At 43.5% G+C, this 15999-nt stretch carries 16 protein-coding genes; 6 read left to right on the top strand and 10 right to left on the bottom strand.

Annotated features, from left to right (window positions below; translation table 11 throughout):
* Positions 1-37: 37 nt before the first annotated feature.
* From ACMXYN_RS07015 to ACMXYN_RS07000, 4 genes are all read left to right on the top strand, one after another.
* The gene (locus ACMXYN_RS07015) at positions 38-1255 is read left to right on the top strand and encodes an EAL and HDOD domain-containing protein (protein ID WP_415894114.1); all 1218 of its coding nucleotides are present in this window, start codon (positions 38-40) and stop codon (positions 1253-1255) included.
* Between the two features lie 192 nt (positions 1256-1447).
* The gene (locus ACMXYN_RS07010) at positions 1448-2071 is read left to right on the top strand and encodes a DUF2889 domain-containing protein (protein WP_415894113.1); all 624 of its coding nucleotides are present in this window, start codon (positions 1448-1450) and stop codon (positions 2069-2071) included.
* A gap of 17 nt (positions 2072-2088) precedes the next feature.
* Complete coding sequence (locus ACMXYN_RS07005; protein WP_415894112.1) at positions 2089-2634, top strand: hydrolase; 546 nt, start codon at positions 2089-2091, stop codon at positions 2632-2634.
* 167 nt (positions 2635-2801) lie between these two features.
* Positions 2802-4754 (top strand): acetoacetate--CoA ligase, encoded by a 1953-nt coding sequence (locus ACMXYN_RS07000; RefSeq protein ID WP_415894111.1) that lies wholly within the window; start codon positions 2802-2804, stop codon positions 4752-4754.
* 31 nt (positions 4755-4785) lie between these two features.
* On the opposite strand, the gene ACMXYN_RS06995 is transcribed toward ACMXYN_RS07000, so the two are convergent.
* The 9 genes from ACMXYN_RS06995 to ACMXYN_RS06955 all read right to left on the bottom strand — a co-directional run bounded on the left by ACMXYN_RS06995 (position 4786) and on the right by ACMXYN_RS06955 (position 11798).
* Positions 4786-5253, bottom strand: a complete 468-nt coding sequence (locus ACMXYN_RS06995; RefSeq protein WP_415894110.1) for a DUF2846 domain-containing protein — start codon at positions 5251-5253, stop codon at positions 4786-4788.
* Between the two features lie 4 nt (positions 5254-5257).
* Positions 5258-5749: a DUF1499 domain-containing protein gene (locus ACMXYN_RS06990; protein ID WP_415894109.1), complete on the bottom strand. Its 492-nt coding sequence runs from the start codon at positions 5747-5749 to the stop codon at positions 5258-5260.
* Positions 5750-5843: 94 nt separating this feature from the next.
* Complete coding sequence (locus ACMXYN_RS06985; protein WP_415894108.1) at positions 5844-6125, bottom strand: peptidylprolyl isomerase; 282 nt, start codon at positions 6123-6125, stop codon at positions 5844-5846.
* A 79-nt stretch (positions 6126-6204) separates the two neighbouring features.
* Positions 6205-7344, bottom strand: a complete 1140-nt coding sequence (locus ACMXYN_RS06980; protein WP_415894107.1) for a hypothetical protein — start codon at positions 7342-7344, stop codon at positions 6205-6207.
* A 127-nt stretch (positions 7345-7471) separates the two neighbouring features.
* Complete coding sequence (gene bluB / locus ACMXYN_RS06975; protein ID WP_415894106.1) at positions 7472-8146, bottom strand: 5,6-dimethylbenzimidazole synthase; 675 nt, start codon at positions 8144-8146, stop codon at positions 7472-7474.
* A gap of 42 nt (positions 8147-8188) precedes the next feature.
* Positions 8189-8749 carry a CBU_0592 family membrane protein gene (locus ACMXYN_RS06970; RefSeq protein WP_415894105.1) on the bottom strand — a complete coding sequence of 187 codons (561 nt, stop codon included), beginning with the start codon at positions 8747-8749 and terminating at the stop codon, positions 8189-8191.
* A complete protein-coding gene (locus ACMXYN_RS06965; protein WP_415894104.1) occupies positions 8749-9756 on the bottom strand; it encodes a substrate-binding periplasmic protein in 1008 nt (335 codons plus the stop codon). The genes ACMXYN_RS06970 and ACMXYN_RS06965 overlap by 1 nt, the downstream gene beginning before the upstream one ends.
* Positions 9737-11215, bottom strand: coding sequence for a hypothetical protein (locus tag ACMXYN_RS06960; protein ID WP_415894103.1), 1479 nt, complete (start codon positions 11213-11215; stop codon positions 9737-9739). Before ACMXYN_RS06960 ends, ACMXYN_RS06965 begins: the two co-directional genes overlap by 20 nt.
* A gap of 280 nt (positions 11216-11495) precedes the next feature.
* On the bottom strand, positions 11496-11798 hold the full coding sequence (locus tag ACMXYN_RS06955) for a hypothetical protein (RefSeq protein ID WP_415894102.1): 303 nt from the start codon (positions 11796-11798) through the stop codon (positions 11496-11498).
* 139 nt (positions 11799-11937) lie between these two features.
* On the opposite strand from ACMXYN_RS06955, the gene hrpB reads away from it, so the two are divergent.
* Positions 11938-14460: an ATP-dependent helicase HrpB gene (gene hrpB, locus ACMXYN_RS06950; protein ID WP_415894101.1), complete on the top strand. Its 2523-nt coding sequence runs from the start codon at positions 11938-11940 to the stop codon at positions 14458-14460.
* 5 nt (positions 14461-14465) lie between these two features.
* Here hrpB and ACMXYN_RS06945 read toward each other — a convergent pair whose 3' ends face one another.
* The gene (locus tag ACMXYN_RS06945) at positions 14466-15383 is read right to left on the bottom strand and encodes a LysR family transcriptional regulator (RefSeq protein ID WP_415894100.1); all 918 of its coding nucleotides are present in this window, start codon (positions 15381-15383) and stop codon (positions 14466-14468) included.
* A gap of 149 nt (positions 15384-15532) precedes the next feature.
* Here ACMXYN_RS06945 and ACMXYN_RS06940 point away from each other — a divergent pair, with 149 nt between their 5' ends.
* Positions 15533-15976: a carboxymuconolactone decarboxylase family protein gene (locus ACMXYN_RS06940; protein ID WP_415894099.1), complete on the top strand. Its 444-nt coding sequence runs from the start codon at positions 15533-15535 to the stop codon at positions 15974-15976.
* Positions 15977-15999: the final 23 nt, after the last annotated feature.

The raw sequence follows: 15999 nt of genomic DNA, 5'->3' as shown, positions 1-15999 counted from the left end.
CGCTTTATATTATTTTGCACAAGGACCTAGCACCTTTATGGAATCGTCAGAAAACTCTCAAGTGCTTATGGCACGCCAACCTATTTTTGATCGTAATCAAAAGGTGGTGGCTTATGAGCTTTTGTACAGAACGGAAGACGCCCAAGGACATGCGCTATTTTCAACTAGCGAAGCAACGGGTGAAGTCCTGCTAAATGCGTACACTAGCATTTCAGATGCAGGGGAATTAAAACGAGTTCCTGCTTTTATCAATCTGACTCGAGATATCCTTGTCGAACAAAAATTGCCTGAGGTCTCTAAAAAACACATCGTGTTAGAAATTTTAGAGGATATTGAGCCTGATGAAGAGGTTATCGAAGCCGTAAAAGCGCTTCATAGCGAAGGTTACCGAATCGCTATGGATGACTTTATCTATGATCCAAAATTCGACCCTCTTCTTGAATTAGCCCAGATCGTAAAAGTCGATGTATTCGAACTTACTCCAGATCAAATCAAGGAACAGGTGCAACTACTTCGTAAGCATAAAGTAACTCTTCTAGCGGAAAAGATCGAAACTCACGAACAGCTAGAAGCCTGCGTTCAGCTTGGTTTTAAACTGTTCCAAGGTCATTTCCTTAGTAAACCTAAAGTAATCAAAGGTAAAAAGATTCAAGGCAGCCAAGTTGCATTGATGCAGCTGATCCAAGAGTTACAGAGCCCTAAAGCAACGCCTGAAAAACTAGAAGAACTAATTATTCGTGACCCCGCTCTAACCTATAAGCTTTTGCGTATCGTTAACTCTGCAGGTTATAGCCTAGTTCGACAGGTAGAATCTATTGCGGAAGCTATTGTTTTACTTGGCTTAGAGCAAGTTAAGAAGTGGGCAACGCTAATTGCGATGTCTTCTAATCAAGATAAGCCGGAAGAACTTTCCCGCAGCTTACTGGTTCGCGGTCGCATGTGTGAAGAAATTGCTCAAGCCCAGAAAAAGAGTAACTATGGTAGCTACTTTATGGCAGGCATGATGTCTGGGCTCCACGCCCTTTTAGATATCGAGCGTGACACTATGTTAGAGCAAGTTCCATTAGGCGATGATATTAAAAATGCAGTTAGCCTAGGCCAAGGCGAGATCGGCCAAGTTCTAAGAAATGTCGTGAACTACGAAAATGGTGACTGGGATCTATTACCAATGGACATGGATGGTACTCTTTACGATAAAGCCTATCGTGCAAGCCTAGAGTGGACCCAAGAATCTATGCAAGCAATGTACGAATAATCCCTCCCTATCCAATTATTCAGGACAGCACTCGCTGTCCTGAATTGTATTTAGCTAAATCAAACCTATCTTTCGTCTAAAAAACACCCATTCCTAAGCGTATTTAGGATTATTTACTGTGTTTCTAACATTTTCACATTAGAATAGCCGCATCTAAAGTACCGCCTTTTAAAAACATCAAAAGCAGTAATTATGCCTTTACCAGCTCCAGTTAATAGAACCCTAAAACATACCCGCAAAGTCGTTTGCGAAGGCTACAAAAGAGAAGATGGCCTTTGGGATATTGAAGCCCATCTTGTCGACACAAAAACCTTCGACATGGATCACTACGGTCACGATGGTACTTTGATCGCTGGTGAACCCTTACATGGTATGGCAGTGCGAATTACTGTTGATATGGACCTCAATATATTAGATGCAGTGGCTTGCATGGACGACACTCCGTTCGAAAGCTGCAAGTCTATCTCTGATGCCTATACCCAGTTGATTGGGTTACAAATCATGCCTGGGTTTACCAAACAGACCAAAGAACTGTTTAGTGGCCGCAAAGGCTGTACTCACCTGCTTGAGTTGCTAGGTCCTTTAGCGACAGCGGCTTTCCAATCTACACACCAAGAACGGGAACGGCTAGAGAACTTCTGGCAGGACGGGACCAAGAAGCCACCTATGCTTGATACCTGCCATACGCTCGCGACTAATGGCGCCATTGTGAAAGAGATCTGGCCTCATTATTATGAGGAAGATCCGCTGGATACTTTGATTCCAGCAACTAACCTCGAACACGTACAATGCTGCAATGAGCTAGAACCAGCATAAAAATAAGGCTATTTCGCATGCTAATACACCCGAACAAATCTTGTCTGCTGATCATCGATATTCAAGACAAACTTGTACCTGCAATTCACAAGAAAGAAGAGCTGGTTGAAAATACAATCTGGTTAACTGCTATTGCAAACAAACTTAACGTACCGATCTTAACCAGTGAGCAATACCCTAAAGGCCTTGGCCATACGATTCCGGAATTAGCTGAGTTAATCCCAGCAGAAGGCATTATGGAAAAAGAGTTTTTCTCTTGTATGTCGGAACCTGCTTGTAACGAGAAGATCAATTCCATCCGCCCGAACCAAGTTATTATTGCCGGTATGGAAGCACACGTTTGTGTTCTACAAACAGCGCTTCAACTAAAACAACAAGCGCGAGAAGTGTATGTAGTGGCAGACTGTGTGTCGTCACGTAGCCCTGAAGATAAAGAACTCGCACTCGATCGTATGCGCCATGCAGGCATACACGTGGTTAGCCGTGAAATGGTTGCCTTTGAGTGGATGCAAAAATCAGGAACTGATGAGTTCCGCGATATCAGTAAAAACTTCCTGCGCTAATATTTCGCCCTGTCGTCAATAGATGGCAGGGCTTACTCTCCCTATAGCTCTCCATCGCCCCTCCCCCCAACAAACCAGCTAATATATTTTTAAGCCTCAAGCCATATACAGGTAAACCCTTATTGTCTATTCTGTCTTATAGACATTGATTCAATTAGGAACTGTATATGACACAGCCGTTGTGGAGCCCGAGCCAAGCACAAATCGAAACCTCACAGCTATATCAGTTTATGCAACAGATAAACAAAAGCTGTTCGGTAAAGTTGAATAGCTACTCAGATCTTCACCGCTGGTCTATAGAAAACCCTGAAAGCTTCTGGCTCAACATTTGGGAACAGTGCAATGTCATAGGTAGTACGGGGAACGCCCCATACTTGTTAAGTGCAGACCTCATGCCCGGTGCTAAATGGTTCCCTAAAGCCCAATTAAACTTTGCAGAAAACCTCTTAAAGTTTCGAGACCAAAACACTGCAATCATAAATTACAATGAAGCAGGTAAACGCTCTGAGATCAGCTATCAAGAGCTTTACAACCAAGTTGCTCAATACGCTGCAGGACTTAAAAATTCAGGTATTACCAAGGGAGATGTGGTCGCAGGCTTTATGCCTAATATCACTGAAACCGTTATAGCGATGCTAGCAACGGCATCACTTGGTGCCATTTGGACTTCATGCTCCCCAGACTTTGGCGTGCAAGGGGTGATCGATCGCTTTGGCCAAGTAAAACCTAAAGTGATATTTACGACCCAGTCCTACCTCTACAACGGTAAACGCATCGACTGTTCAGATAAGATTTCAGGGATTGCCTCACGATTAAGTGAAAATACGGCATTCGTCTTTGTACCTTATCTAGATGAGCCAGCACCTGAATTCAGCCAAATAAATAACACCTCTATACTGAGCGACTTTATCGATAACAGTGCATGCGAAGTTATTTTCACGCCAGTTGAATTCGCTGCGCCCCTATACATTATGTACTCATCTGGTACCACAGGTACACCTAAATGTATTGTCCATAGCGTTGGTGGCACGCTCCTTCAGCATCTCAAAGAACACCAACTGCACACAGATATAAGTCGGGATGATAATCTATTCTACTTCACCACCTGTGGCTGGATGATGTGGAATTGGCTTGTGAGTGGCTTAGCGAGCGGCTGCGCTATTACATTGTATGATGGCTCACCCTTTGCCCCCTCCCCCTCTGTTTTATGGGATATGGCAGATAAAGAAAAGGTGTCTGTATTTGGCACTAGTGCTAAATATATTGCTGCCCTAGAGAAGGCTGATATCTCGCCAAAAGAGGAGTTCAAGCTTTCTAAATTACGCGCGATACTATCGACAGGTTCACCGCTAGCGCACGAAAGTTTTGATTATATTTATCGGGAGATAAAAACTGATCTATTGCTGGCTTCGATCTCTGGCGGTACAGATATCATCTCTTGCTTTGCTCTAGGGTGCCCAATACTCCCAGTCCATAAGGGTGAGTTGCAATGCTTAGGCCTTGGCATGGATGTCGCCATTTTTGATGACAGCGGCGTAGAGGTTACCCAGAAAAAAGGCGAATTGGTCTGCAAATCCCCCTTCCCATCGATGCCTATCTACTTTTGGGACGATGCCGATGGAGCCAAATACCAAAACGCCTACTTCAATCAATTTAAGAACCGCTGGGCCCATGGAGATTATGGCGAAATAACCGAACATGGCGGTATGGTTATTCATGGTCGATCGGATGCGGTACTTAACCCAGGTGGAGTAAGAATTGGTACAGCCGAGATCTACCGTCAAGTTGAACGAGTGGATGGTGTAATTGAATCTTTATGCATAGGCCAACCCTGGGATAACGATACACGCGTGATCCTATTTGTGGTTATGTCAGAGGGCACTCAGCTTGACGATCCTCTACGAAATACAATTAAGCAGACTATTCGCCAACACACCACGCCAAGGCATGTGCCAGCCAAAATAATCCAAGTACCAGAAATTCCTAGAACCATCAGCGGAAAGATTGTTGAGCTGGCTGTCAGAAAGGTAATTTTAGGGGAAACAGTAACCAATAAAGATGCGCTAGCTAATCCCGATGCACTGGATTACTTCGCTAACTTACCGGAGCTAGCCAGCTAGGTCCGGCAGTTTAGTCTTTTACGTAAATACATTATTGCGGGTTGAGTTTATTGATCTCGTAGATCGCATCGTCATGCTTCATGGGAGTAAGGAATAGTTTGTATTTGGTCTTTTCCAGCAATCCCATTGTCTTGGGATCGTATCTCACCTGAAACTTAAGGTACTTCTGCTCGGTATGATGAACTGAGAATTTACGTTTCAAATCTCGCTCATCCCAGTTCGCTTTATCTGCTAACCCGGTGAATAGAATTTCATGCATACCGGGCTCAAGCTCAACAACAATGTACTTCTCTAGTTTTAGCACCCCAAGACTTTTACCATCGATAAATACTTCCGGGTACTTCCAACCCAGCGGCTGTTTTCCTGGATTAGGCGCTTCAGGTCGATAGATATAAACAACCGCATTGTTCTCAACTTCGGGTTTAACATAGCTAAAGCCATACTTTGTCCCGCAACCACTGAGCACTATTGCCATAATGACGAGCAATACCTTATGCATCTGCTTACTCCTTGATCTTCGCTAACTCTTTTTCCAACTCAGAGATAATGGATTGAACACGAGCTTTGTTTACACCAAAATCAGAATAGCCTTCTCTGGATGCTGAGCGAAAGTGTACAAGGCGCTCTTCCATATCGATTCGAACCTCAAAATCGTCTACAAACCCAAGTATACGGCTGCTAAACTCAGCAGCGATATATCGGTTTTCCTTGATAATACTCTGTACCTCACCACCCGAAGCTTCAATAACCTCAACAAGAATAGTTATTAAAGCATCTGAGTCATGAACAACGGCAGGCAATATAAAAGGCTCAATGTAATGGGTTTTATTCGAAAATTCGCTACATACGCAATTAGGCTTGCTACTGCATTTAGTTAAACGACTATCGATAATGCCTGCCGGCTCACCTGTTCTTGACTTAAAGGCCTTAAACCCAAATAAGATGAAAACAGCAACGATTAAGAGCGAGATTACAGTAACTAGCACTTTTAGCATAAAACCAACACCCAAGGAGTAAACAACACAGATACAAAAAAGTGCCGCTTAACGGCACTTTTAAAATCTATAAGTTACAAGCTAAAAACTTGTATTAGTCTTCGCGACTTGTCACTTCTAGTAGGTGGTAACCAAACTGAGTTTTGATTGGACCTTGAACAACACCTACTTCACCTGTGAATACAGCCGTATCGAATTCTGGAACCATCTGACCACGGCCAAAAGAGCCTAAATCGCCGCCTTGAGCACCTGATGGACAAGTTGAATTTTCTTGCGCAGCTTTAGCGAAGTCTAAACCACCTTCGATTTCTGCTTTTAGTTCGTTACAACGTGCTTCTGTGTCTACAAGGATATGTCGAGCTGTAGCGCGTGCCATTTATGTTCTCCTAACTCTATGATTCAAAATTGGTGCAGAAATTACCAAGCACCTAACAATATGGCAACACTAACTCGCCCTAATGTTGAGATCCACTAGAATCGAGCATTCCTGCAATATTTTTCTTATCGGAGAAGCCATAACTCACTCTTGTCATAGCTAAAACTTGTGCGTCTGGAGGCGATGGTTCCAAATAACCATTTTGATAACACCAACCTACATAAATTGCAGCTCGAGCAACCTGACCGTAAATCAGGCTCTCATTGAAGTAATTACAGGCATCCACAAAATTATTCTTCGCTAAATGAATCTGACCCATAGGGAAGCTCGCAAACGTATCACCCCGCTCTCTTCTCTGAGCATAGGTATCTACAACCTTTTTGGAAAAGTAGTTACTGATATTGTCATAAAGCTGATTACAAAAATGCTGTTTAGATGCCTCTGTTGCATCTTCACACAACATCGGTAAGTGACCCGCAACGCCTGATAACATTCTGGGATAGTAATCATCCCGTTTTAGCGCCGCCCAGCGATCTTGTTCAAAGATATATCCAATAGATATTAAACGCCCTAGAGCATCATCTAGCTCAAAATGCTCAGCTTTCACTTTTGCCGCCCAATCGTCTGCTAGACGCTCATTATCCTCTCTTACATATTGCGATGCACGATATCCGTAAAACGCATGTTCTGCATGATGACCCATCTCATGTAGCAACACATCAACTATCACACTTTCCAGTAGACGCTCATGCTCTGCCTGAATCTGTTCTCTTTGTTCCGGCGAGGCACTTAGCCAATCAGCAGGTGATTTTGGCAGAGGACCAACAAAGGATGGGTGATGACGCCAGAAATAATCACTGAAATATTGTTCAACCAACTCCGGTCGATTCAAAGATTGAGAGAGCAAATAAGCCTCAATGTAAGCAGATAGCCCTTTTAGAAATCGGTCATTAATAATAATCAAAGGAGGCGTGTCATCGATAGCCAAAGCCATGCCCGCAGCACGAAGATTTTCAACTACGGAAATTTCAACCGGGGCTAAAAGTTTCTGATCTTTATCCGGTAACTGCTTAAAAACAGGCACTATTTTGGCCTGTACAATCCGCTCTATCAACGGAGAAAACTGTGCGCTTGTACTTCTCACCTCAAGCGCGCTAACTGGCGGTATAAATAAGGTAAGCAAAGTGACAACGACAGTTAAATTGAGGACGAAACGCATATCGAACCTCCCTGCGGTCAACCTATAAACCGTTTAAATCGATATCAATTTAAACGGCGATATAATCAATATAGATCATTTTTCAAACAGCAAGGTTCACTTTTCTTTAAGACCGGATCTGATGAAGCTAAGTTTTATTTCCCCAGCTATCCGTGAAAATCATATCTTCCAATTGGCTGCGTTTTTCCCACTGAGCCAGTTCAAGCTCCGGTTTTTTCAGAAACTCTGAGACATAACCTACACACAAATAAGCAACAGGAACGACACCTTCTGGGAGTTCAAGCAAATTAGCCAATACATCCCTATCAATAATAGACACCCAGCCGACCCCTACATTTTCCGCTCTTGCAGCAAGCCAAAAGTTTTGTACAGCACAAACAGTACTATACAAGTCCATTTCGGCCTGATGGGTCTTTCCAAGTACAACGGGGCCGCCCCGCTTACGATCACAAGTGATACAAACATTCAGAGGTGAATCGAGGATACCTTGCAGTTTTAATGCTTGATATTGAACTTGTCGCTCACCACTAAACATTTCTGCAGCTTCATCGTTAGCTTTTTGAAAAGCATCAAAAACTTGCTGACGCTTGGCCTCGTCACGAATCAGGATAAAGTTCCAAGGCTGTGATAAACCGACAGATGGCGCATGATGGGCAGCGTGCAGAATATTAGTCAGCACATCGTCAGGTATAGAATTAGGTAAAAACTGACCTCGCACATCCCTGCGGCCGTACAACACTTGGTAAAAGTGCTCACGCGCTAATTCATCAATATCTAATTGAGGTGTATTTGGTTCAGACATGTTTTACCCATATAAAAAAGAAAACTGCCAAAAGATGAAAAATTAAGGAGACAGCACATAGCCTTCTCGCCCCTTATACCAGCCCCACAATGAGACTGAGGCCCAAACGATTTGTAACACTAATACCGGCCAGTTTGCATCGGTATACAGCTGCGGCAACAACATAACCGCTGCATAAGTATTGACGAGATAGTAGGACTGCTGACTTAACCGCCCTGCAGAAAATCGCCAGTAGCCTAAGCAATAAGCAATAGATGAACTCCAAGCCAAGATAGCCATTCCTTGCTGAGGATACGCAAACAGTAAGCCACCAGCTCCTGCCAGAAACATCACACCCAGCAGTCCATATAATTGGGCATTACTGAAAGGTAGACGCGGTAATACATAGTTTTTCATGGCAGCAAAACTAACCAACGCCCAAAACACATTGATCACGACCGCCTGCCAAGACGCTATCAAGTACGAGGAAGTAGCCACTAAAATTGCGGCAACTAAATTGGCCAGATAGTAATAATAAGAGGCATTATTTTTAAGTAAGGAAAGCCAAGCATGAGCCAACAGGTAAAGTATTGTCCCAAGCCAGCCTAGTGTGACTGAAACCACTACTCTACCTCTAGGTGCATGTTTCTTACGAAAAGTGATCGACCCGCATGTGGTCCATCGACCACCTTCACCTGAGAATACTTCATCATGCCATCAAACACTTTTTCAGTGGCATGCGGCTTTAAAACAACATCATGCCAAGCTAACACCGTCCCCCTGCTGCCCTGAGGAATAACAAAGAACTGCTTATCTCCTTGAGTATTCATCTCATAGCCAGTAATTAAAGGAAAGCCTTCCGCGGGTACCAGTCGAACATAACCACTACCTTGAATATCTGCATTAGAGGTAAGCAGCTGTTCAATCATACCTTTCGACTTTAAACGCGCTAACGCCGAATTAAATCGCTGAATAAATGCCCGACCTTCATCATTAGCGCTAGCCACCAAATGAACACTGTCTGTACCGCGATGATTTTCGAGCAATTTAAACTCATGTAACAGATGAGGAAAGTGCTTATGTAACATCACTTTCGCAACCTCAATGCTGGCTGGTAATAGATCAATCTCGCCTTTAGATAACGCAGTTAACGCCTGAAGATCACTGTTATAGACCTTAGCATTTTTCAGTAAAGGCTCAATTTCAGCACCATAGCTATAACCAGCGACTTTACCTATTTTCTGTTGGTTAAAAGCGATTGCTTTACCGGAATATTGCTGCCATTTAGAGTTATAAAAAAGACCATTCTCTACAGACATAAGCGGATCAGAGAAAAGTACCTCTTGCGAGCGCTGATCTGTTTTGAAATAGGGATAACTCAGTAAAACCTGCTGATTTTTCACCAAGTTATAGCTGAAGTAATAATCCAGACTAGCTCGCTCAGCCTCCAACCCCATTTCCCAAAAGGCGAGCTGTACCACTCGGGAAACAACACCTTTCTCCTCGCCCTCACCATTAACAAACGGCTTCCAATCAGAGGTATAAACAGGTTGCGCTTGAAAAGGGCTAGCTACCGCTGCATTCAAGAACAAGGCGATGACAGCAAAAGATTTAACGACGTTTCGCAACATAGTACACAACAAATAAAAGAATGATTGAGACAACGCTGCTCAGTAGAAGCAGGTCAGTTTCCATATTAGCCACACCACTCAAGAAGCTAGAGGGCTGTTCATCTCGATAACCAAGCGCCGCATTTGATGTATAAGTACGGCTGTATTCAGAGATTGTGATCGCAAGGTCGAAAAGACTGATAAAACCGATCGCAACAAGAATTAGATCGGTGTAGAAGCTGCTTTTTTCAGAACGGGTTGCATGTATATCCTTAATTTTACTAGAGCAGACCTCAATCAGGCGCTCAGAATTCTGAACCATCTGATCATAATCCCAGCCAGCCAGAATATTCTCGAGCAGTAACTTTTTATCTCGGGTTAGATATTGGCAGTTCTCATGATAATCACTGATATGCATACGAGTCGTCGCACGCACCCCCGCCAAGATATCTTCGGCGACATGGGTATTACTCTCTAAATAGGTATCCGAGATCGCCATATAAAGATTGGAATTACAGGCATGCTGTACTGCATAAAAGTACTGAGCTAATCCCATAGCCTCTAACTTGTAGTCTGACTTGTGACGTAGGGGCTTGTTCTTTTCATCGATCTCATCCACTAACACATAGTTGAGCCACACTAAGGAATCCATTCTATCTTGCTCAAGAATCTCTTGAGCGTGTCCTGGATGCGGTGTTTCAGCCAACCAGTTTTCAATAAGCGACTCATTTCCTTCCCTTTCAGAGCGATCTAAACGCAGTAAACGAGAGCTCCATGGCTGATCGACATTAGAACCATCGGTTTCTTTAATATCGTTAAAGCCAGAGAAATCCCCCAAAGTTTCCAGATAGTTCACTTGAATCGTTTTAGGCAGATCACGAAGCGCTGGGTAAAGCTCGTCTCGATAGTATTTCGAAATAAGATAGGTTGATTGGGCTTGGGCAAATAGCTCTAGCGTCAGCTCAGTATCTTCATCGAGGAGTTGATAAATCTCTGGAAGTAAAACATGCTCACCAGACTGGTGCGGCGCTTCTTGAATTAAGCTACACAGAGCAGCGATTCGATCCTGATAGTTTGACTCTACCGAAGGAAGACTAATTTCAGCACTCAGGGATTCGGCGATATCTAGGAGTGTAGCCACCACATAACCCATATCCATAGTAACGGTCACTACAGACAAGGTATTGCTATAGACCTTAGCTTCAAGACTAAGCTGATCTGTAATTTCTTTAGTGTGAGTGAATAAACACAAAGTGTCTCGATCGTCAGAGCCAGTATTGGTGTATGCCTTGCCCTGATTATGATGCTGTACAGCAATGTGGTTAGATAGATCTCCAGAATCTTCCAGCTGTTTGACCAATCGCTTTTGCAACACACCATCTAACTGCGAAAGGAACCGGCTATATTCAGCACTTCTTTCATTCACTCCCTGACGCAGATTCAAATGACTGCGAATTGGGGTCATGGTCACTAACTGCATTACTTACCCTTAATCTTTTAGATACTGAGCATTCTAAAATCAACGAGTTAGGAATAGAAGCGTGTTTACACTTTAAGCTATCACAGCACCATAAAGCTACAGACCAAAAAGCATAATTAAACAGGTTTATGCCACCTATACTGCTCCTAATAAATCGTTTCTTTTTCTATATTTGGTGTTTTCACGTGCAAAGCCTAGATACCTAATAAACTCACCTAGGGCAGGATAGCCAAAACAAAAAAGCAGCCTATTGGCTGCTTTTTAATAATCGGAGAAAGGCTTAATAACCTAGTTCACTTGGGTCGATCACAACGCCTAAGGAACGCTTATCAACAAAATTGCCTTTGCTGGTTTCTTTGTAACGGAAGGTAACTTTCTTACCTAGCTCAATTTCTAGATCTTTATCTGGAGACATATAAGAGTACTCCTCACCGTCAACTGTGATCACATGAATGTAGTATGGCGGCATGCCAACCCACTCGACATGAGGACCATCGGTGACAACATTTTCCAGTACACCACGACCAGAAAGCTTAGGAGTTTTTTTGTAGCCGCCTCTGCGACCTTTAAAATTACCCGCCATTAAGGCTCCTTACAACTAAGAACAACATAGGCAAAAAATTTATTGCTACATCATTGTAGCTTTACTACCTGCCAGAGCCAAACCCTTATAGAAAAACTGTTAAACTTTATGCTGAATAATTTTTCAGAGTATCAAAGCCTTGCTACCAATCATTTCTGTTTTACCCGAACTAACTCAAGCGCTTAGCAAACACAACGAAGCGGTTCTTGAAGCACCTCCTGGTGCAGGTAAAACAACACAGGTTCCACTCTCATTACTTAAAGAGAGCTGGCTGAGTGATCAAAAGATCCTCATGCTAGAACCAAGACGTTTAGCAGCAAAAGCAGCCGCCGAACGTATGGCGCAGATGCTCAATGAAAAAGCAGGAGAAACGGTTGGTTATCGGGTCCGCCTGGAAACCTGTATAAGTAAGCAAACCCGTATCGAAATTGTGACCGAGGGAATCTTAACCCGGATGTTACAAACCGACCCTAGCCTTGAAGGCTATGGCTTAGTTATTTTCGATGAGTTTCATGAACGTAGTTTGGATGCAGACCTAGGCCTTGCATTGGCGCTAGAAGCCAGAGAGTACTTCCGAGAAGAAACCGCGCTTAAAATCTTGGTCATGTCCGCCACGCTAGACGGCGAAAAAATTGCAAAACTCATTGGTGATGCCCCAATTGTAACCAGCTCCGGTCGTAGCTATCCGGTTAAACCTTTCTATTGCGGCGAACCTTCCCAAGGTGAATGGCTAGAGCAGAAGATGGTTAAGACCATCACGCTCGCACTGGCCGAGCAGACCGGCAGTATTTTATGCTTCTTACCCGGTATGCGAGAGATTCGTAAAGTCGAAGAATTACTTAACGAACAGCTCTCTCATACAGAGAAAAAAACAATAGATATCGCGCCACTGTATGGCGATCTAACTCTGGAAGAACAGCGCAAGGCTATAAATCCATGTGATGAAGGCAAACGAAAAGTCGTTCTAGCTACAAACATTGCTGAGACTAGTTTAACCATCCAAGGCGTAGAGGTCGTGATTGACTCTGGTTTAACTCGTGTCGCCAAATATGATCCAAACTCTGCAATGACACGCCTACATACGCGCCGAATTTCCTCAGCTTCTGCCACACAGCGTGCAGGCCGAGCAGGTAGATTATCCCCTGGAGTATGTTACCGATTGTGGAGTGAAGGACAGCAAGAGCAACTTAGCGCGTTCGATAGCCCGGAAATAGCACAAGCCGATCTGACAGCTCTGGCGTTACAGCTGGCCAGCTGGGGCACCACCGATACAAACGATCTTATTTGGCTTGATCAACCACCAGTAGGTTCTTTCCAACAAGCGCAAACCCTACTTACCCAATTAGGCGCGCTCAACTCACAGAAGCAAACAACCGCTCACGGTCAGCTTATGGCTGAGTTACCTGCACATCCAAGACTCAGCCATATGCTTATCAAAGGTTCAGCTTGGGGCTTAGCCGACAAAGCCTGTCGCATCGCAGCGCTCTTAATGGAACGCGACCCTTTTAGAAATGAAGGTGCGGATATCAACAGCCGCCTTGAATGGCTAGCAACCAAACCGAGCTTTCAGAAAGGCGTTTGGCATCGCATCAAAAAACAGGAACAGCATTACCATCGAATGCTTTCTAAACTTGAAATTCCAAGCGAAGCTTCTGGAAATAAGATTCCCGATCAAGAACAAGCAGCTGTGTTACTGGCACTTGCGTATCCTGACCGTATCGCACAGCAACGCCAGAACAGTACTATTTATAAGCTCAATAATGGACGTGCGGCTAACTTCTACGATCAAGATAGATTAAGCCAACACCCGTGGATAACCGTTGCGACCCTGCAAGGAAAACAAAACCAAACGAACGACCAGATCCAACTGGCTGCGCCGCTGAATCCTGAGTGGATTGAACAATTCATTCCTGAGCTGATTCAACAGCATGAAGTGATCGAATGGGACAAATCTCAAGATCGAATCTGTGCCGAACAACAACAACGCATCGGCACTCTTGTTTTGAAATCCGCCCCTCTAGAAAGCCCTTCATCAGAGGCAATTAAAGCTGCGATCATCAATCAAATAAGGAAACGAGGGTTATCCCTTTTACCGTGGAATGATGATATTCAAGCATGGCGTCAGCGCGTGATATTTCTGCACCAAGCTGTTCAAAAGCAATCACAAGATCAATGGCCAGATCTAAGCGATAACTGGCTTCAAAACAATCTTGAAGAATGGCTAACACCTTATTTGGATAACATCACACAACCAAAGCAGTTGAAGAAAATCAATCTAAGCAGCGTGCTACAAGCGATGCTCCCTTGGCCCCTACCTCAGAAGTTAGATGAGTTAGCACCGGAACGATTTACCGTACCCTCCGGCTCAAAGATCAGAATCGACTACAGCCAAAATCCACCTGTTTTAGCAGTAAAACTGCAAGAGATGTTTGGCTGTACCCAAACACCTAAAATTGCGAATCATGTAGCGCTACAACTTCATCTACTCTCCCCCGCAAGAAGACCTCTACAGGTCACTCAGGACTTAGAAAGCTTCTGGCAAAATGCCTACAAAGATGTTCAGAAAGATATGAAAGGCCGATATCCAAAACACCCTTGGCCAGACAACCCTTTAGAAGCGATCGCAACTGCTAAAACCAAGCGTGCTTCGCAAAAGGCTTAAACACCTTAATCTGAAATATGTTCGACTAGAAAATCGATAAAACTACGCACACTCGGCTTGAGATATCGACTGCCTTGATAAATCGCGTAGATATCTCCGCTACCCTGTTCATAAAGCGATGGTGTCCACTCAGGCATGCATTCAATTAGGCTACCATCGTTCAGATGCTCCTCCACCATCCATCTAGCGATCAATAAAATACCGGTTCCTGCAATGGCCGCTTCAACCAGAGGTGAGCCACCTTTAGAAGTTAAATTACCGGTCACCAGAACCTTTTTGTTTTTTTGAAGAGAACTCTGAGAAGAGCTCCGTTTAGAATTAAAATGCCAATAGCAGCGCTGCCGACCTTGATTCAATAACAAGCAATTATGATCTGAAAGCTCACTCGGTTCTGCGGGCGACCCAAATACATCTAAATAGTCAGGTGATGCACATAACACCATCCGGTTCTCTAGTAGTTTACGCGCACGTAAATCTGAGTCCTCTGGTTTACCAATTCTGATACCGATATCGAACGCACTGCTATTCAGATCGACCAGTTGGTTATCCAGTTCAATCTGTACATTCACTTTGGGGAATTGCTTAAGAAAGAGTGGAATTAATGGCGAAACCTTTTGCCGGCCAAAACTCTCAAATACTGAGATTTTTAGCTCCCCTTTAGGTTCTGCATTGGCATCCTTAACGGAACTGACTAAATCATCAGCATTCTTTAAAAGTAAATTTGCACGCTCAAACAGCTGTTGGCCGTGTTCAGTCAGAGACAAAGCTCGTGTACTTCGCTTAAAAAGCGAAACACCTAATTCAGCTTCTAACTTATCGATACTTCTCGTAACTGAGGATGGCACTATATTCAGCGCTTTAGCTGTTTTAGAAAAACTTCCATAACTAGCTACCTGAATAAATATCCGTAGTAACTCAAGCATCTTTTCTTACCCTGTCTGCACACCTTAATTATCCAGCCATAACTTTTGCAAAATACGCAAAAGTGTTCCGCATTTATAACAGATTCTAAACATTCCTGCTTAGCGCCAAAATAATCACATCATTCAACGTTATTGATTAGGATTGAAACATGCTACAGAGAATAGACTTTGTTAAGTCACACACCTCAGCATTTAACACTATGTTGCAGATGGAGAATTACCTCTCAGACATAAGCATCGGTTATAAGTTGAAAGGATTGATCAAAATACGGGCATCCATGCTAAACGAATGTGCATTCTGCATCGATATGCATACAAGCCAGGCACGTGCAAAAGGCGAATCAGAACAACGTATTTATGCACTATCTGCATGGAGAAAATCGAAGCTATTTAGCGAAGAGGAAAGAGTTGCTCTTGCCCTTACCGAAGAGATTACTTTAACCAATCCACAAGACCTAAGCGATCAAACTTACCAACAAGGATTAGAGCAATTTGGTGAGAAAGGTTTTGTTGAAATCATCATGCAAATCACTGCCATTAACGCATGGAATAGAATTGCGATAGCAACGAGGATGGAAAAAAGTTCCGAATAAAATAGATAAATGTTGAACGGGAG

It is taken from the genome of Neptuniibacter sp. PT8_73, from assembly GCF_047778045.1.
GTDB lineage: Bacteria > Pseudomonadota > Gammaproteobacteria > Pseudomonadales > Balneatricaceae > Neptuniibacter.
This window is presented reverse-complemented; position numbering and strand designations above follow the sequence as displayed.